The following is a 16458-nucleotide window of genomic DNA, read 5'->3' on the forward strand; positions in this document are numbered from 1 at the left end:
GGCCCCGTCGCACACTCACGTGGCCCGCAGCCGTGCTGGCTGCGGGCCACGTGAGTGTGCGGGAGTGCCGTCGGGTGCGGTGCCCCTCAGTGACAAGGTGTCGGCCGGTCGGTCACAAGGCGTCGGTCCGGGCGGGCAACAACCGCAGCTCCATGGCCTTGTTGATGGCGTTGAGGCGGGACCGGACGTCGAGCTTGAGGTAGATGTTCGTCAGGTGGCGCTTGACCGTCCCCGGAGAGATGAACAGGCGCGCGGCGATCTCGGTGTTGCTCAGCCCGGTGGCGACCAGACCGAGCACCTCCAGCTCCCGGGCGGACAGCGGTCCCCTCTCGGGGTGTTCGAGCCGCCCCAGGGTTTCCTTCGTGACGGAGAGGACCACCCGGTCGGGGGCGACGCGCACCGCCCGTACGGCGGCGAGGAGTTCCTCGCGCGTCGAGCTCTTGGAGATGTACGCCTGCGCTCCGAGCGCCAGCAGGCTGCTGACCATGCGGGCGTCGTCGTGCATCGTCAGGACGGCGACGCGGGGCGCTGCCCGCAGCGCCAGGATCCGGGTCAGGGTGCGCTCGGCGCCGGGGCCCGGCATCTCCACGTCGAGCAGCACCACGTCGGGTTCCGTACGCCGGGTCAGGTGCACGGCGCTCTCGCCGTCGACGGCCTGCGCGACGACGTCGAGGTCCTCCTCGGCCGCGCAGATCTCCGCGATGCCCTCCCGGAAGAGGGTGTGGTCGTCCGCGATGACGAGCCGGGCGGGGGCGGCCTTCCCGTACATCAGCGGACCGCCATCGGCACGGTCACGTTGACCTGTGTGCCGCCCGAGGGGCCGCGCTCCATCGTGAAGGAGCCGCCGAGCAGCGCCGTGCGCTCCCGCATCGACTGGAGTCCGAGGCTCGCGTGGTGCTCCCGCAGGCCCGGCGCCACGCCGGAGCCGTTGTCCTCGACCGAGGCCGACACGGTGCCGCTGGCGGCGCGCAGGCGGATCGTGATGTCCCGGGCGCCGGAGTGCAGCAGGGCGTTTCCCAGGGCCTCCCGCAGGATGAGGAAGACCTCCGCCTCGTCCACGGGGCACCGGGGGACGGCCTCGGCGACGGCACCGCGCCGCCCGGGCTCCGCGCGCCCGGCGGGCGCGCGGAGGTGCTCGGCCAGTTCCTTGGTCGTGCACAGCGCCTGGCGCAGCGTCTCCTTGGCGCGCGCGTGCTTGGCCCGCGCCTGGTCCGGGTGGTCGGTGTCGGCGAAGTGGCCGCTCAGGTCGAGGCTGTTCAGCGCGGCCGCGATGAGCTGGGCGACCCTGTCGTGGAGCTCCCTGCTCAGGGCTCGCCGCTCGTCCTGGCACAGCGGCAGGCTCCGCTCGTCGTGGGCTGGGCGGGCCTCGGTCCACGGGGTGGGGGGCTCGGTTCTTCGGCGGCCCGGTCAGCGCCGGGCTCTCGGAGGTTGTGCAGGAGACCGGCAGGTAATGCCACGTCAGATCACTTCCCTCAGAAGACACTCATCCGAATCGTGCGAGACGGCTGCGCGGGACGGCGCCGTTGACGCAGTCCCCGTGGGCAGTCCCTGTGGGGGGCGCACAGATCGACCGGGCACGGCGCGTGCGGGCACGCGCCACCCGGGGCCACAACAAAAACATAGTAGCTTTTATGTGTCATGGGTAGAGGGGGTGTACGCCCCCGCGCCGTCGTGAGTGCCGTGGGTCTCCTTGGCCCCTTCGGTGACAGCCGCCGCGTTCCCCGAACGGTGTACGCCTCTGCGCCCCGGCCCGTACCCCGATGGCGCACAGGGCGTTGTGACCTTCGCCCGATGTGCCGCCTCCCCCGCTCGCGGGACGCTCCAGGCATGACGGACGACACGAGCACCAACAGGAGGGTGGCCGTGGTCACCGGCGCCCGGCAGGGCATCGGACGGCGCATCAGCGAACTGCTCGCCACACGCGGATACCGGCTGGCGCTCATCGACCAGGTCAGTGCCGCCGACACCCTCGCCGCACTGCACCGCGACGGCGAGGCGCCCGCCGTCTCCATCGCCGCCGACGTCTCCGACCCGGGGGCCGTGGACCGGGCGAGGGAGGAGGTCCTGGCGCGGTTCGGCCGCGTCGACGTGCTGGTGAACAACGCCGGGATCGGGATGATCACCCCCGCCGAGGAGACCCCGCTCGACCAGTGGCGTCGCGTCATCGACGTCAACCTCACCGGGCCGTTCCTGCTCAGCCAGGCGTTCGGCACGGCGATGCTGGAGTCGCCAGCGGGCGGAGCCATCGTCAACATCGCGTCGATCGCCGCGCTCGGCGGCATCCCGGACCGCGTGGCCTACAACGCGAGCAAGCACGGGCTCCTCGGCCTGACCCGCACCCTCGCCGTCGAGTGGGGGGCGCGGGGCGTGCGGGTCAACGCGGTCTGCCCGGGGTTCGTCAGGACCGAGATGGACGAGGCCGACCTGGCCTCCGGCGCCTACACCGTGGACGACATCGTCGAGCGCGTTCCGCTGGGCCGGTTCGCGGTGCCCGACGACATCGCCGAGGCGGTCGCGTTCCTGGCGGACGCGGAGCGCAGCGCGTACGTCAACGGAGTGACCCTGCCGGTCGACGGGGGCTGGATCGCCGACGCCGCCTGGCGCACGCTCCGCCTGCGCAAGCGGCAGGCCGCACTCGGGACGCCGTCGGGCCACGCCGCCTGACGCCCCGTGCCCCGGGCCGCTCTCGGCCGCACGGTTCCCCCTCCCCCGCCCCCCGGAAGCCACCCACCGTTCCACGCACCGTCCTGGAGCCGACATGACGTCCCAGTTCTTCACCTCGGAGTCCGTGACCGAGGGTCACCCCGACAAGATCGCTGACCAGATCAGTGACACCATTCTCGACGCGCTTCTGCGGGAGGACCCCACCTCGCGGGTCGCCGTGGAAACGCTCATCACGACCGGCCTCGTGCACGTCGCGGGTGAGGTCACGACCAAGGCGTACGCGCCGATCGCGCAGCTGGTGCGCGAGAAGATCCTGGAGATCGGCTACGACTCGTCGAAGAAGGGCTTCGACGGTGCCTCCTGCGGCGTGTCGGTGTCCATCGGCGCGCAGTCGCCCGACATCGCGCAGGGTGTCGACACGGCGTACGAGTCCCGCGTCGAGGGCGCCGCCGCAGGTGACGACGGTGACGAGCTGGACAAGCAGGGCGCGGGCGACCAGGGCCTGATGTTCGGCTACGCGTGCGATGAGACGCCCGAGCTGATGCCGCTGCCGATCCATCTGGCGCACCGCCTGTCGCGGCGGCTGTCGGAGGTCCGCAAGAACGGCACCATCCCCTACCTGCGCCCCGACGGCAAGACGCAGGTCACCATCGAGTACGACGGTGACAAGGCGGTCCGCCTGGACACGGTGGTGGTCTCCTCGCAGCACGCCTCGGACATCGACCTGGACTCGCTGCTGGCTCCCGACATCCGCGAGTTCGTGGTCGAGCCGGAGCTGAAGGCCCTGGTCGACGACGGCATCAAGCTGGAGACCGAGGGCTACCGCCTGCTGGTCAACCCCACCGGCCGCTTCGAGATCGGCGGCCCGATGGGTGACGCGGGCCTGACCGGCCGCAAGATCATCATTGATACGTACGGCGGTATGGCCCGCCACGGCGGCGGCGCCTTCTCCGGCAAGGACCCCTCCAAGGTGGACCGCTCGGCGGCGTACGCGATGCGCTGGGTCGCCAAGAACGTCGTCGCCGCGGGCCTGGCCGCCCGCTGCGAGGTCCAGGTCGCCTACGCCATCGGCAAGGCCGAGCCGGTGGGCCTGTTCGTGGAGACCTTCGGCACGAACACGGTCGACACCGACAAGATCGAGCAGGCCATCAGCGAGGTCTTCGACCTCCGCCCCGCCGCGATCATCCGCGACCTGGACCTGCTGCGCCCCATCTACGCCCAGACCGCGGCCTACGGCCACTTCGGCCGCGCCCTGCCCGACTTCACCTGGGAGAAGACCGACCGCACGGAGGCGCTGCGCCGCGCCGCCGGTCTGTGACCGCCCGTCAGCGACTCGCCGCCGCCAAGGAGAGCACCGTGCACATCGCCGTCACCGGCTCGATCGCGACCGACCACCTCATGGTCTTCCCCGGGCGCTTCACCGACCAGCTGATCGCGGAGCGGCTCGACCGCGTCTCGCTGTCGTTCCTCGCCGACCACCTGGAGGTCCGCCGCGGCGGCGTGGGCGCGAACATCGCCCTCGGCCTGGCCCGTCTCGGCCTCACCCCCCTGCTCGTCGGCGCCGCGGGCACCGACTTCGCCGACTACCGGGCCTGGCTCACGGACGCCGGCGTGGACACGCGGTCGGTGCGGGTCAGCGAGACGCTGCACACCGCACGGTTCGTGTGCACCACGGACAGCGACCAGAACCAGATCGCCACGTTCTACGCCGGAGCGATGGCGGAGGCGGGCGAGATCGACCTGGAGCACACGGCCCAGCGCGTGCGGAAGCTCGACCTGGTGCTGGTCGGGGCCGACGACCCGGCCGCGATGCTGCGCCACACGGCGACCGCCCATCGGCTCAACTGTCCCGTGGCCGCGGACCCCTCCCAGCAGCTCGCCCGCGTCGACCGGCAGCAGGCCAGGGCCCTGGTGGACGGCGCGCGCTACGTCTTCACCAACGAGTACGAGGCGGCGCTGCTCCTGGAGCACACCGGATGGACCGAGTCCCAGGTGCTGGGTCGGGTCGGCACCTGGGTCACCACGCTCGCCGAGCGCGGAGTCAGCCTGGCCCGCGCCGACGGCCGCCACGAGGTCGTACCGGCCGTCGCCACGGACCGGGTCGCCGACCCCACGGGGGCGGGTGACGCGTTCCGCGCGGGCTTCCTGGCCGGTGTCTCCTGGGGTCTGCCCCACCGGCGCGCGGCCCAGGTCGGCTGTGCGCTGGCCTCGACCGCGCTGGAGTCGGTCGGGACTCAGGAGTACAAGCTCGTCCCGTCGGAACTGGCGCAGCGCATCGCCCTGGCCTATGGGCAGGAGGCGGCGGACGCCGTCACCCCGCCCCTGGGGGACGCGCCCTGACCGGCGGCTCCCGGCCGGGCCCGGTTAGACCGCCGTGCAGCCCCCGTCCACGGGCACCGCTCCCCCGGTGATGAAGGAGGCGCGGTCGCTGCACAGCCACGCGGCGGTCTGCGCGACCTCTTCGGGGTCGGCCAGCCGGGGCTGGATGGCCCGGTGTATGAGGTCGGACTCGGCGACCGGCACCGGGCCGTCGAGCACGCTCTGCACCATCTCCGTGCGGGTGGCGCCGACGACCAGGGCGTTGATCCGAATGCCGTGGCGGCCGTACTCGGCGGCGGCGGCCTTCGTCATGCCCAGGACCGCGTGCTTGGCGGTGACGTACGGCGAGATCGCGCCCGTGGCGAACAGCCCGGCCGTACTGGAGGTGTTGACGATGGCGCCGCCCGCACCGCGCTCCACCATGCAGCGCAGCTGGGCGTGCAGGCAGTTCCACACCCCCCGTACGTTGACGTCCATGATCTGCTCGAAGACGGCGTGGTCGACCTCGTGCAGGGAGGGGCCAAGACTGCCCTGACCGGCGTTGTTGAACGCGGCGTCGAGGCCGCCGAACTCCTGCTCGGCGACCTTGACCGCCCGCGCCACGTCGCCGGGCCGGGTGACGTCGCCGACGGCCACCGCGACACGGCTGCCCGACTCGTCGGCCTGCTCGGCCACTTGTCTGAGCCGGTCCTCCCGGCGCGCCATGAGCACCAGGCGGGCCCCCTCGGCGGCGAACAGCCGGGTCGCCGCGGCGCCGATGCCGCTGGAGGCACCCGTGATCATCACGGTCTTGCCGGTGAGTAGGCCACGCCCGTCCGATGCTGTCTCCATGGCACCGCCCCCTGCGGACTCGGTTCCCTATGCGGATGTACCTCGCTACGCGCCCAGATCCACCGTGGCTGCCACCTCCGGGGGAACGATCGCTGGCAGCAGACAGTGCCACATCTCGGCGACACGGGCGGGCAGATCACGCCGATCGGTCTCCAGCTGGGCCTGCATCTGCGCGCCCGTACAGGCGTTGACGATCAGTCGGGCCAGGGCGTGGATGTCAACGTGGTCGTAGAGCTCACCGGCCTTGTGCGCGCTGCTCAGGTCCTCCTCGATGATCATTATCCATTGCGTGTGAGAATTCTCCTGCGAACCCGCGAACAAGTCCTGTTCCATGACCAGGCGGGCACCGGCCAACAGCACCACGTCGTCCTGGAGTTGGCGCGCCCACCCCGTCGTCAGGCTCACCACGCGCTGGAGACCGGTGGCGCCTTCGGGGCGCGCCACGCGGTTGGGCTGGGCGAGCACGATGGCCCTGGCCAGGTCGGCCTTGGACCTGAAGTGGAAGTACAGGGCTCCCAGCGTGAGCCCCGCCCGACCGGCGATGTCGGCTACCTTCGCACCCGCATAGCCTCGCTCGGCGAACTCCTCGCTCCCCGCCTGGAGGATGGCGGCACGCGTCTCGATCGCCCTGGCTTGCCGTGGCTCTGGTGGCATGTCGTTCTCGCTTCACCCTCGACAGAAAAAATAATAATCACTATCTTGCCAGAAGGGTCGCTGCTCCCCCCACCCCCCAGGACACGCCTGTCCGCACACGTACGCCTCTGCCTACCTTCGAGGAGAGACTCCGTATGCCCGTCCAGACCAGTGACCGCGTTCCCCCCACCAAGGCGCCACCGGCAAGGTTCCCGGCAGCCTGGTCCGCAAGACAGTGCCGTCCGAGATACTGATCACGGGCTGGAGCCGACTCTCGGGCACCACGCACCGATTAACCGCGACCTGGCCGCAGGACCACCCCTTCTACATACCCCGCGCGGACCGGTCCGCCTACAGCCCGCAGCTGTTCACCGAGACCGTCCGCCAGGCCCTGAGCCTGCTGACCAACACGGCGCACGGCATCCCGCTGGCCTACCGGCTGGGCTGGGAGTACAGCGCCACGACCGTCAACCCGTCGGCGCTGCGCGTGGGCTCGGACCCCGAGGTGCAGCTGACGGTCGACCTGACCGTGCCCGACCTGCGCCCGACGCGCCGAACGGTCAAGCTGGCGGCCAGGATCCGCGCCACCCGCGGCGGCGAGCCGCTCGGCGCGGCGCACATCCGCTACTCGGCCCACGCCCCGGCCCTGTACGACCGGCTGCGCGGGCGGTACGCCGACGCCAAGGCGTGCACGGCCGCCGCCCTCCCGCCGTCGGCCCCGCTGCCGAGCGCCGTCGCGGGCCGCGCCCGCGCGCACGACGTCGTGCTCTCCCACACCTCCGAACCGTACGTGTGGCGGCTGCGCGTGGACCCCGGCCACGCGCAGCTGTTCGACCACCCGCACGACCACGTGCCCGGCCTGCTCATGCTGGAGGCCGCCCACCAGGCGGCCCAGTGCATGGCGGGACCCGATCCGATCACCCCCACGACGACCCGCACCCAGTTCGACCGCTATGTCGAGCTGGACGCGCCCTGCCTGGTCCGGGCCACTCCCCTGGCGTGGCCCCACCCCGACGTCGGCCACACCAGCCTGGTCGGCACCCAGCGCGGGCGGACCGTCTTCACCACCGAGCTCGTCACGCGCCGCTGACACCCCCGCCGCCCGCTCCGTCCTGCACCCCAAGCCGACCTGACGCCTTGTCAGCGATCCTGCCCGAGCAGCTCGTCGAGGTGCTTGGCGCGCTCGGTGAGCCCGTCGAGCGGTAGCGGGTCGGCGAGTTCGGGGGCGATGTCCGCCACGGCGGCGCGGCAGGCCTCGGTGAAGTGGACGGTGCCGTCGTCCTCGACGCGCTCGACCCCGTCCTGCCGCGCCAGCCGCTCGTTGAAGGAGACGGCCTCCTCCAGGGACTGCCCGGGCGGCAGGTCGAGCGTCACCTGCCCGTCGGTGATCCGCACCGGATAGCCGCCCGGAAGTCCGGCCGGAGCGGGCACCGACCAGTGCAGCGGCTCGCCTCCCCCGAGGAGTGCCTCCAGAACGGGCAGTGTCGCGGCCGCCGTGACACGGTTGTAAATGCGTCCCGGCGCGAGCGAGGGCGCGCGATAGGCGAGGGAATCCCGGCGCTTTCCCTCCGCTCCGAGATAGACCCGGCATCGGTCGTTGGCATCGGCTGGTTCATTCGCCTGCATCACTCCGAAAACCTGCGCGTGGTGGCCGACGATGCGCACGAGCGGCAGTTTCCCGGTGGGCGCGGACATACGCAGCGCGGTGCGTACCCGGCGGAGCATGATTCCCGCGTTGCCGAGGCCCAGGGTCGGGGCCAGGCCGAGCGGCCTGAGGATCGGGCCCACCACGTCCGGGAAGGAAAGGTTAGCGACGGGGCCCGGATACCCGGCGTCCCGCACCGCCCTCATGACCGAGACGACGGGCGGGAGTTGATAGGGCAGGCGCAGCGCGAGTCCCGCCCCGTTCACGGCCCGGGCCGCCGCGTCCGTCCGCCCGAACAGCGCCCAGGGGCTCTGCGACGAGGCGCACTGCACCACGAGGTCGGGGCGGTGCCGGTCGAGGGCTTCGGCGAGGTCGTCGCGGCGCAGCACGTCGGCGACGACCGGTTCCACGAAGCAGTCGGTCTGGCTGGCCACGCACGCGGCCGTGTCCGCGAGTCGCTGAGGCGAACGGCCGACCAGGGTGAGCCGGGTGGTCCTGCCCTGGGCGGCGAGACCGGTGGCGAGGCGTTCGCCCATGTCTCCCATGCCGATGATCATCACATTGCTCATGCGGCCACCGTACGAGCCGGAAGCCGAGCGGAAAACGACCCTTCTACCGGTTCGGGAAAACCGTTCCGGTGATTCTGGCCGGATGTCCCAACCGATGTGCACCAAAAGGCACATCGGTGTTTGTGCCCCGCTGCGAATTGTCCGGCGCGAGCCCGCCGAAGAATGATGAGGGAGGTCAATCGGGAATCACACGACGGAAGGTCGGATCGGTGGAGAACCCCATCATTGCTTATCTGTCAGACATCGGCTCCCACGACGAGGCGCACGCCCTGGGCAAGGGACTCATCCACACCATCGCCCCCGGTGTCACCATCACCGACATCACCCACCAGGTCACGCCGTTCGACGTGCGCGAGGGCGGCCAGTACCTCCTGGACGTGCCGAAGAGCTTCCCCGCCAACACCGTCATCTGCGCGTACGTGTACCCGGAGACCGGCACCTCGACCCGGACCGTCGTGGTCCGCAACGAGAAGGGCCAGCTCATCGTCGCCCCCAACAACGGCCTGCTGACCTGGGCCCTGGGCGCCGTCCCGGCCGTGGAGGCGTGGGAGGTCACCTCGCCGGACGTCATGAACCAGCCGGTGGAGCCGACCTGGTATGGCAAGGACGTCGTCGTCGCCTGCGCCGCGCACCTCGCGGCGGGCGTGGACCCGTCCGCGGTGGGCCCCCGCCTGGACCTCGCCGACCTGGTGCGGCTGCCCACCACCGACGCCGTCCGGCAGGCGGACGGCTCCGTGCTCGGCGAGGTCACCCGCATCGACAAGGCGTTCGGCAACGTGTGGACCAACATCACTTTGGACGCGGTGTCCGGCGGCGGCGAGCTGGAGGGAAAGACGCTCCAGCTCGTCTCCGGTGACGTCACCCTGCAACTGCCGTACCACGCCACCTTCGGCAAGGTTGGCATAGGTGAGCCGCTGGTGTACACCAACAGCCGCGGCACGGTCGCCCTCGGGCTCAACCAGGGCAGCTTCCTCGACAAGTACGGCATCGGCCAGGGCGCGACCCTCACCCTGAGCGTGGCCTGACGGGACCGCGGCCCGGACCGTGGCCCGGCGGTCACGGTCCGGGCCGCGACGGGCCGTGGACCACCCGACGCGGAACTTCCCCGGAGCGTGTCGCATGACGGAAAGCCGCACCATCCTCGACAAGTCACACCAGTTCGACGGCGACGCCAGCCGACTGGACTCCTACTACGGCGACTGGGCCAGCACCTACGACCAGGACGCGCACAACCTCGGCTACCAGGGTCCACACGTGATGGCCGACCTCTTCGCGCGGGCGGTGGCCAAGCACCTGCCCGGGCAGGAAGCCGTCTCCGTCCTGGACGCCGGGTGCGGGACCGGGCTCGTCGGGCCCCTGCTCGTGGCGCGCGGCGCGACCGCGCTGGACGGCTTCGACCTCAACCACGCCATGGTCACCGAGGCGTCCCGGACCGGGGCCTACCGGATTCTGGCCAGCGGCGTGAACCTGGACGGCGGCCTGCGCGAGTTCGCGGCCGACACCTTCGACGTCACGGTCTGTCTGGGCGTCTTCACCACGGGGCATGTACGGCCGAGCGCCGTCGAGGGGCTGCTGCGGGTCACCCGGCCCGGCGGTCTCGTCCTCATGACGACGAGCAGCCGCTATCTGGCGGACACCCCCTTCACCGCGCACCTCGAAGCGCTGGCCGCCGACGGGCACGTCCATGTGCGCGACTGCCTGCCCGACCACACCTACCTGGGCCATCAGCAGGCGCACTACTGGACCCTTCAGCTCCCCGACGGCCCGCGCTGAACCGCCCGAGGCCGTCGCGCCCCGGGCGCGGCGGCCCGCCGCACCGGTCCGTCCCGGACAGGTGGCGTGGTTGAGCCGTGAACGGGGCAGGCTGCTCCCTGGCTCGTCCCGCACGACTTCCGCGCTGGGTCGCTTGGGTCGCTTCGGTCGCTCGCTCCCGGGTCCGGCCGGGACCTCGGCGCGCCCTCGACGATCTGTCGCGGCCCTGACAAAAGTGACCGGATTGAGCCGTCACAAAGGAGTGTCATCTGCCGTTCACTTCTCGGAAGTCTTGGAAGCGGTGCATGGACGAGGGGTATCCACGGTGCGGCGATCTCTGCGCTATCTGTTGTTCGCGGCCGCCACCGCCGTGTTGGCCCTCGCGGTGACGGCCGTGCACGGCGTGGCCGAGCCACGCGGGGCCGTCGCCCTGTACGCCGACGGTCTCCTCGCCCTGTACTGGGTCGTCGTGGCGGTGCTGCTGCTGCGCCGCAAGGCCCCGGGCGGGTGCGGCGGCGACGCTTCCGCTTCCTGTCGCCAGCGTGCCGTGCGGTTCTCCACCGAGGGCGAGCCCCTCGCCCGTACGCACTGGGCCGGTCGTTACCGCCCCTGATCCGGCCAAACTCCTGGTTCGGCCCCGCGCCGGGCGCCCCTGCTTGCGAGCATGATCGGCGGCCGTGTGTCGAGGAGCGCGAGGAGCGCATTGTGACCGAGGTGACCAGGACTCAGACCGGCGGGCCTCAGACGGGCGGGACCCGGGTGAGTTCGGCCGTCATGACCCATCCCGTGCGCCTCGCGCAGGCGCGGGACCTCGCGGACCGGCTGGGGCTCGACGGCCTCGCCGTGGACCCCGATCCGCAGGGACCGCCCTCCGCGCTGCGCACCGCGCTCGTCGCCTGGTCGGCCGCCGGGGCCGGGGCCAGCCACCACCTGGTGGTGCAGGACGACGTCGAGGCGCCCCCCGAGCTGCGCCGGATCGTGGCCGACGCCGCCGCCCGGTTCCCCGACGAGGCGCTGGTGTACTACACCAACTGGCACGCCCGCAACGGCGGCGCCGCGCGGCTCGCGGCGCTCGCGGGCGCCTGCTGGGTGCGGGCCGTGCCCGACGAGTTCACGCCGTCCCTCGCGGTGTGCCTGCCGGTCGCGACGGCCGCCGCGTTCCGCTCGTACGCGAAGGACAGCGCCGAGCGGCACGACGACGAGCTGTTCTCGGTCTTCTTCCGCGGCCGCGGCAGGATGGCGCTGCTCGCGGTGCCGAACATCGTCGAGCACATCGGCACCAGCAGCATCAACGGCCATGCCGCGCAGGGCATCCGGCTCGCCGTCTGCCCCACGTCCGCCGCCGACGCCGAGCCGCTGCTCGCCCACGGGCCCGTCCTTGAGGACCCCGGCTGGGTGCCCTACATGCGGTACGGAGAGGGGTTCATCCGGCTGCCCGGCCAGGAGCGGGGCGCCGACGGCGGGCGCGGGCACCACCCGTGGCGTGAGGCGCTGCCCGCGACCGGGCTCACCGAGGCGGGCGTGGACGCCGCGCGCGCCGCCCACATGCCGGAGGAGCTGGCGGCCGCGGTGGCCGCGCCGTTCGGGCGGGCCTTCGCCGAGGAGCTGTGGACGCACTGCCTGCTGCTCGGGCACCAGGCCGCCGCCGCCCGTCGCCGCGTCGGGGCCGCCCTCGCCGGGTTGCCGGAGGGCGCGCTCGACCGGATGCGGCGGTCGGCCCTGGCTACCGCCGGGCCCGCCGGGTTGCCGCCGGAGCGGCGGCCGGAGGCGGGGGCCGCGGAGGTGCGGGCGATGGCGGCGTTGGCGGAGAGTGCGGTGCGGGTGGGGGAGGCGATGGGGTGACGCTCCGCGGGGGCGCTGCCGCTGTGCCGGGTCGCCGGGCTGTGCCGTGCCGCCAGGCCGCCGCGCCGCCGCGCCGCCGGGGCGTTCTGCCGCGCGATGCCGTCGTTCGGCTGCCGCGCCGTCGTGGCTTGTCGCGCAGTTCCCCGCGCCCCTTTGGGGCGCTCCTCGCACCGGCGGTTCCTAGTCGCGCCCCTGACGCCCCCTAAGAACCCACCCCGTGCGTGATCCACACCCCCGGCTCCCAGTACGTGCACAGGTCCGCGTCCCGGTCCACGTGCAGGGGGGCCAGGCCGTGGGGGAAGACGTAGTCGCCGTCCTCGGGGAAGGCCATGTCCGTCCAGGACTCCCACTCGGCGACCGTGCCGGTGATGCGGGAGGAGTGGGCGGAGGCCGCGGCGATGGTGCCGCCCGCGCCCACCTGGGTGCGGATCCAGGGGTCGAAGGGGGTGCCGTCGTCGCGGGTCCAGGCCGCGTAGCGCTCGATGGGGGCGAGGGGGTAGCGCTCCTTCCAGGTGGGGCGGACGGGGACCAGGACGGTGGCGAGTCCGGCGCGCCGGGCGGTGTCCGTCATACCGTCGAGGAGGACCTTGGACAGGCCCTGGCCCTGGTGGTCCTCGGCGACCTCGATGCCGAGGGCGCACAGCGCGCCGGGGGCGCGTCCGGCGTCGCGGTCGGCGAAGGCCCGGGCGATGGAGTCGTCGAGGCCGGGGCCGAGGTCGCCCGGCGTGCCGTCCCAGGTGCGGGGCAGGGAGCGGCCTGCTCCGGCGATGACGTCGCGCTCGTCGTCGTAGAGGAGGAACTGGAACTCGGGGAAGTCGTCGAACAGGCGGTGCCAGTAGTCGCCGTTGATGTCGCCGTGGAGGTTGTACTCGGGCACGACGCCCGCGAAGCGTTCGGGGATGCGGTCCCACAGCTCGGGGTGTTCGCTGTGGCGGACGAGGGCCAGGGCCATCGGGTCCGGTTCCTTTCTCCGGGTCTGCGAAGGGCTACGCGGGGACTTCCAGGTCCCAGACGATGACGATGGGCAGGCCGTCCCAGGCGGCGCGGGACGCGTCGGCGATGACCTCCTCGTAGCCGCCGGGCGCGAGGCGGCCGTTGAACAGAGGCTCGTGGCAGGCGCGCACGCGCAGCCCGGCCCGGCCGAACGCCTCCAGGTAGCGGCCGGGCAGGTGGACGTGGTTGCGGACGAAGGCGAGTTCGTCGGAGCCGCTGACGAACAGGCACTGGCCCTGGAGGGCGATGACGAACGGGTGCAGGTCGGTCACGACGATCCGCCCGCCGGGCCGCACCACGCGGGCGAGTTCGGCGGCGCCGGTGGTGAGGTCGGGCAGGTGGGTCATGGCGAGCGCGCAGACGGCGAGGTCCACGGAGTCGTCGTCGAGGGGCAGCCGCTCCAGGCGGCCGACGTGGAAGGTGGCCTCGGGCGTGTTCGCGCGGGCCTTGGCGAGCATCTCCGGTGACTGGTCCACGCCGATCACCCGGTGGCCGCGCCGGGCCAGCCTGCGGGTCTGGCGTCCGGTGCCGCAGGCGGCGTCCAGGGCGACGCCGGGCGCGAGGCCGTCCAGGATGGTGTCGACGACCGGCTCCTCGACCTCGATGTAGGAGCTGGGCAGCGAGTCGTACACCGCCGACCAGGCCGCGTACCCGGCGGCCGCGTCGAGTTCGCTGACGGCGGCTCCGCCGTCGGGCAGGTCCTCGTCCTGCGCGTCCGCGAGGGCGAGGCGGCGGATGTCGGCCACGCGCTCGCGCAGGAAGGCGTCGTCGCCGTCCACCGCGTGGCGCAGCAGGGCGAGTCCCTGGATTCCCAGCATCAGTTCCCGTACCCGGAATTCACCGCTCATGCTCTTCCCCCAGTGGTGGGCGGACGGCTCGTTCTTCTGCTTCTCCTGCCGGACCTCGCCTTACCCAGAAGGGGCGTCAGCGATTCAAAAAGCGCCTCCCGTGTCCGAAAACGAGACGGGAATGGCTGGTTGGCCGTGCGTTGTCGTCGTGGGGGCCGCTGTCTAGCATGAGCCGCATGATCGAGGGTTATGTCGGATGTGAAAGCGTCACCGTGGGTGGTGAATTGGTGGTGCATGTATCCACTGATTCCCGTCGTTTTCGGCTGCGTTTCTATCGGTTGGGCCGCACCTTGGCCTTCGTTGGCGATTCGGGTGAGTACGCGGGGTCCTTGTACGACGTTCCTGGGCATCCCGACGGGTTACCCGGCGTGGCGTCCCCGGCCGCCGACTGGGATTGGCCTTCGCTGCGCGTTCCCGTGCCCGACGCGTGGGAGCCGGGAATTCACCTCGTGGAATTCGTGGAGTGCGGGCCCGGTCGCGCGGACGATCCGCCGCTGCTCGACCTGGCGCGTCTGGAAGGGCCCGCGCGGGAATTCTTCGTCGTACGCCCCCGCGTTCCCGGTACGGTCTCGCGCATCCTCTACAAGAAGTCCACCTTCACGCGGCACGCCTACAACCGCGCGGATGGGCCCGGCGCGGACCGGGGCGCGAGCCTGTACGACCACCCCGTGTACGGGCCCGGCGCGGCGGGCGTGCCGCGCGGGCACAAGGTGAGCTTCCACCGGCCCGGCGGCGTCATCGACCTGGCCTACTGGGACGCGCCGTTCGTCGGCTGGCTGGAGCGCCACGGCTATCCGGTGGAGTACTGCACGGACCTCGACCTGCACGCCGACCCCGGCCTCCTCGCCTCGTACGACCTGCTGCTGAGCGTCGGGCACGACGAGTACTGGAGCGAGGCGATGCGCGCCCACGCGGAGGAATTCGTCCGCGACGGCGGGAACATCGCTTTCCTCAGCGCCAACGCCTGCTGGTGGCGGGTCCATCTGACGGATGACGGCACGGCGTTCGTCTCCGATACCGACCACCATGTCGGCACGGAATATCCGCACCTTCCCGCGACCGACCAGTGGTGGGCTCCCCCACCCGACGGCGTCGGGCGCCCGGAGAACTCGCTGACCGGGGTGAGTTTCCGCAACGGCGGAATGTGGCCCGCCACCCAATGGCCCGGCGACCGCCCTCGCGCCGGATACACCGTGCAGCACGCCGACCACTGGATCTACGAGGGGACGGGGCTGCGCGACGGATCGCGGGGAGGGATTCCCGACCGGCTCGGCGCCGGAACTCCGCTGATCGGGTACGAGTGCGATGGCGCCGCCTTCTCCTATGACGAGGACGGAATCGCCCGCGCCACCGGAGAGGACGGAACTCCGAACTCCTTCCTGATTCTCGGCCTGTATGTCCTCGAACCGGTGCACGAGGATTTCCACCACTTCAAGTGGGGGCACTGGAACGGCCCGGTGCGCGAGTCCTCCGTCACCAGTCCGCGCGCCGCCACCATGGGGCTGTACACCGCCGGTGGCACGGTGTTCACCGCCGGGACCACGGACTGGCCGGTGGTGTGCGGGCACGAGCAGGATCCGGCGGTCACGCGGGTCACCCGTAACCTCCTGGACCGGCTGCGCCACCGCTCGCCCCGGTCAGCAGCTCCCCGAGGCCGCTGACGCGTGCCGCCCCGGCGGGCAGGGGCGGCTCGGCGCCCGCCACCGCCCGGTCGGGGCGGGCCACGTGGACGGCCCGCATGCCCGCGGCCAGCGGGCCGAGCACGTCGGGCGTCCACATGTCGCCCACGAACAGCACCTGGTGGGGCGGCAGCGCGCAGCGCTCCAGGAGGGTGCGGTAGATCAGCGGGTGCGGTTTGCGGGCGCCCGCCTGCGCCGAGCCGACGACCACGTCCACGGCGTCGGCGAGGCCGGTCTCCGCGATCCGCTCCCGCAGGTTCCAGAACCAGTTGGAGCACACGCCGATGAGCAGGCCCCGCTCCCGCAGGGCCTTCAGGACGTCCGGCGCGTCGGGGAAGAGTTCCAGGTGGACGGCCTTCATCGCCCGGTCGAGTTCGTCGACCAGGTCCTCAAGGTCCTCCTCGGGCACGCCGCAGGAGCGGGCCCGGCGGCGCAGCCGGTCCCGTTCCCACGCCGTGTACGTCTCCTCGTCCGCCGAGTGCTCCCGGTGGTCCTCGCCTTCGCCGGGGCCCACCGACCACTGGTCGCCCCACAGCTCCCCCTGGGCGGTGAGGCCCCGGCGGGCGAAGATGCCCTGGTGGTCGGGCGGCAGCGGGTCCACCATGCGTACGAGGGTGCCGTAGAAGTCGAAGACCACGGCACCTGTTCCGTCCGGCAGCACCGGTGCGTCTCCTTGCCTGCCG

General features: G+C 72.1%; 17 protein-coding genes and 1 pseudogene. 9 read left to right on the plus strand and 9 right to left on the minus strand.

Annotation, left to right across the window (positions count from 1 at the left end; genetic code table 11):
- Window positions 1–112: 112 nt before the first annotated feature.
- The 3 genes and pseudogenes from ACOBQU_RS39325 to ACOBQU_RS39335 all read right to left on the minus strand — a co-directional run.
- Window positions 113–769, minus strand: a complete 657-nt coding sequence (locus tag ACOBQU_RS39325; RefSeq protein ID WP_423635222.1) for a response regulator — start codon at window positions 767–769, stop codon at window positions 113–115.
- Entirely contained in the window at window positions 769–1059 is a 291-nt protein-coding gene (locus ACOBQU_RS39330) for an ATP-binding protein (RefSeq protein WP_423635224.1), read from the minus strand. Before ACOBQU_RS39330 ends, ACOBQU_RS39325 begins: the two co-directional genes overlap by 1 nt.
- Window positions 1060–1131: 72 nt before the next feature.
- A pseudogene (locus tag ACOBQU_RS39335) lies at window positions 1132–1338 on the minus strand (histidine kinase); the annotation flags it as partial.
- A gap of 489 nt (window positions 1339–1827) precedes the next feature.
- On the opposite strand from ACOBQU_RS39335, the gene ACOBQU_RS39340 reads away from it, so the two are divergent.
- The 3 genes from ACOBQU_RS39340 to ACOBQU_RS39350 all read left to right on the plus strand — a co-directional run bounded on the left by ACOBQU_RS39340 (window position 1828) and on the right by ACOBQU_RS39350 (window position 5004).
- The gene (locus ACOBQU_RS39340) at window positions 1828–2664 is read left to right on the plus strand and encodes an SDR family NAD(P)-dependent oxidoreductase (RefSeq protein WP_423635226.1); all 837 of its coding nucleotides are present in this window, start codon (window positions 1828–1830) and stop codon (window positions 2662–2664) included.
- A gap of 94 nt (window positions 2665–2758) precedes the next feature.
- Window positions 2759–3982: a methionine adenosyltransferase gene (metK, locus tag ACOBQU_RS39345; protein WP_423635227.1), complete on the plus strand. Its 1224-nt coding sequence runs from the start codon at window positions 2759–2761 to the stop codon at window positions 3980–3982.
- A gap of 38 nt (window positions 3983–4020) precedes the next feature.
- Window positions 4021–5004, plus strand: a complete 984-nt coding sequence (locus ACOBQU_RS39350; RefSeq protein ID WP_423635229.1) for a carbohydrate kinase family protein — start codon at window positions 4021–4023, stop codon at window positions 5002–5004.
- A 24-nt stretch (window positions 5005–5028) separates the two neighbouring features.
- Here ACOBQU_RS39350 and ACOBQU_RS39355 read toward each other — a convergent pair whose 3' ends face one another.
- Both ACOBQU_RS39355 and ACOBQU_RS39360 read right to left on the minus strand, forming a co-directional pair.
- Entirely contained in the window at window positions 5029–5766 is a 738-nt protein-coding gene (locus tag ACOBQU_RS39355; protein WP_423635600.1) for an SDR family NAD(P)-dependent oxidoreductase, read from the minus strand.
- Between the two features lie 93 nt (window positions 5767–5859).
- Complete coding sequence (locus tag ACOBQU_RS39360) at window positions 5860–6468, minus strand: ScbR family autoregulator-binding transcription factor (protein WP_423635231.1); 609 nt, start codon at window positions 6466–6468, stop codon at window positions 5860–5862.
- A 199-nt stretch (window positions 6469–6667) separates the two neighbouring features.
- Between ACOBQU_RS39360 and ACOBQU_RS39365 the strand changes: the two genes are divergently transcribed.
- Complete coding sequence (locus ACOBQU_RS39365) at window positions 6668–7537, plus strand: ScbA/BarX family gamma-butyrolactone biosynthesis protein (protein WP_423635602.1); 870 nt, start codon at window positions 6668–6670, stop codon at window positions 7535–7537.
- Between the two features lie 50 nt (window positions 7538–7587).
- On the opposite strand, the gene ACOBQU_RS39370 is transcribed toward ACOBQU_RS39365, so the two are convergent.
- The gene (locus ACOBQU_RS39370; protein ID WP_423635233.1) at window positions 7588–8661 is read right to left on the minus strand and encodes a KR domain-containing protein; all 1074 of its coding nucleotides are present in this window, start codon (window positions 8659–8661) and stop codon (window positions 7588–7590) included.
- A 209-nt stretch (window positions 8662–8870) separates the two neighbouring features.
- Here ACOBQU_RS39370 and ACOBQU_RS39375 point away from each other — a divergent pair, with 209 nt between their 5' ends.
- The 4 genes from ACOBQU_RS39375 (at window position 8871) to ACOBQU_RS39390 (ending at window position 12255) form a co-directional block, all read left to right on the plus strand.
- Complete coding sequence (locus ACOBQU_RS39375) at window positions 8871–9686, plus strand: SAM hydrolase/SAM-dependent halogenase family protein (RefSeq protein WP_423635235.1); 816 nt, start codon at window positions 8871–8873, stop codon at window positions 9684–9686.
- Window positions 9687–9780: 94 nt separating this feature from the next.
- On the plus strand, window positions 9781–10434 hold the full coding sequence (locus ACOBQU_RS39380; protein ID WP_423635237.1) for a class I SAM-dependent DNA methyltransferase: 654 nt from the start codon (window positions 9781–9783) through the stop codon (window positions 10432–10434).
- Between the two features lie 304 nt (window positions 10435–10738).
- Window positions 10739–11026 (plus strand): hypothetical protein, encoded by a 288-nt coding sequence (locus tag ACOBQU_RS39385; RefSeq protein WP_423635239.1) that lies wholly within the window; start codon window positions 10739–10741, stop codon window positions 11024–11026.
- A 161-nt stretch (window positions 11027–11187) separates the two neighbouring features.
- Window positions 11188–12255: a hypothetical protein gene (locus ACOBQU_RS39390; protein WP_423635241.1), complete on the plus strand. Its 1068-nt coding sequence runs from the start codon at window positions 11188–11190 to the stop codon at window positions 12253–12255.
- 202 nt (window positions 12256–12457) lie between these two features.
- Here the strand turns inward: ACOBQU_RS39390 and ACOBQU_RS39395 are convergent, their stop codons facing one another.
- Together ACOBQU_RS39395 and ACOBQU_RS39400 are read right to left on the minus strand one after the other, a co-directional pair.
- Window positions 12458–13207, minus strand: coding sequence for an N-acetyltransferase (locus ACOBQU_RS39395; protein ID WP_423635243.1), 750 nt, complete (start codon window positions 13205–13207; stop codon window positions 12458–12460).
- Window positions 13208–13241: 34 nt separating this feature from the next.
- Window positions 13242–14096, minus strand: a complete 855-nt coding sequence (locus ACOBQU_RS39400; protein ID WP_423635245.1) for a class I SAM-dependent methyltransferase — start codon at window positions 14094–14096, stop codon at window positions 13242–13244.
- A gap of 176 nt (window positions 14097–14272) precedes the next feature.
- On the opposite strand from ACOBQU_RS39400, the gene ACOBQU_RS39405 reads away from it, so the two are divergent.
- On the plus strand, window positions 14273–15757 hold the full coding sequence (locus ACOBQU_RS39405) for a N,N-dimethylformamidase beta subunit family domain-containing protein (RefSeq protein ID WP_423635604.1): 1485 nt from the start codon (window positions 14273–14275) through the stop codon (window positions 15755–15757).
- Here ACOBQU_RS39405 and ACOBQU_RS39410 read toward each other — a convergent pair.
- The gene (locus ACOBQU_RS39410) at window positions 15690–16436 is read right to left on the minus strand and encodes an HAD family hydrolase (RefSeq protein ID WP_423635247.1); all 747 of its coding nucleotides are present in this window, start codon (window positions 16434–16436) and stop codon (window positions 15690–15692) included. The genes ACOBQU_RS39405 and ACOBQU_RS39410 overlap by 68 nt on opposite strands.
- Window positions 16437–16458: the final 22 nt, after the last annotated feature.

Origin of the sequence: Streptomyces sp. G45, assembly GCF_049542095.1 — a bacterium.
Taxonomy (GTDB): Bacteria; Actinomycetota; Actinomycetes; order Streptomycetales; family Streptomycetaceae; genus Streptomyces.

Excerpts from the sequence above, each read along its gene's own strand:
- ACOBQU_RS39360 (WP_423635231.1), bottom strand. The coding sequence starts at position 6,468 with ATGCCACCAGAGCCACGGCAAGCCAGGGCGATCGAGACGCGTGCCGCC.
- ACOBQU_RS39380 (WP_423635237.1), top strand. The coding sequence starts at position 9,781 with ATGACGGAAAGCCGCACCATCCTCGACAAGTCACACCAGTTCGACGGC.
- ACOBQU_RS39390 (WP_423635241.1), top strand. The coding sequence starts at position 11,188 with ATGACCCATCCCGTGCGCCTCGCGCAGGCGCGGGACCTCGCGGACCGG.
- ACOBQU_RS39325 (WP_423635222.1), bottom strand. The coding sequence starts at position 769 with ATGTACGGGAAGGCCGCCCCCGCCCGGCTCGTCATCGCGGACGACCAC.
- metK (WP_423635227.1), top strand. The coding sequence starts at position 2,759 with ATGACGTCCCAGTTCTTCACCTCGGAGTCCGTGACCGAGGGTCACCCC.
- ACOBQU_RS39400 (WP_423635245.1), bottom strand. The coding sequence starts at position 14,096 with ATGAGCGGTGAATTCCGGGTACGGGAACTGATGCTGGGAATCCAGGGA.
- ACOBQU_RS39405 (WP_423635604.1), top strand. The coding sequence starts at position 14,273 with ATGATCGAGGGTTATGTCGGATGTGAAAGCGTCACCGTGGGTGGTGAA.
- ACOBQU_RS39395 (WP_423635243.1), bottom strand. The coding sequence starts at position 13,207 with ATGGCCCTGGCCCTCGTCCGCCACAGCGAACACCCCGAGCTGTGGGAC.
- ACOBQU_RS39340 (WP_423635226.1), top strand. The coding sequence starts at position 1,828 with ATGACGGACGACACGAGCACCAACAGGAGGGTGGCCGTGGTCACCGGC.
- ACOBQU_RS39370 (WP_423635233.1), bottom strand. The coding sequence starts at position 8,661 with ATGAGCAATGTGATGATCATCGGCATGGGAGACATGGGCGAACGCCTC.
- ACOBQU_RS39355 (WP_423635600.1), bottom strand. The coding sequence starts at position 5,766 with ATGATCACGGGTGCCTCCAGCGGCATCGGCGCCGCGGCGACCCGGCTG.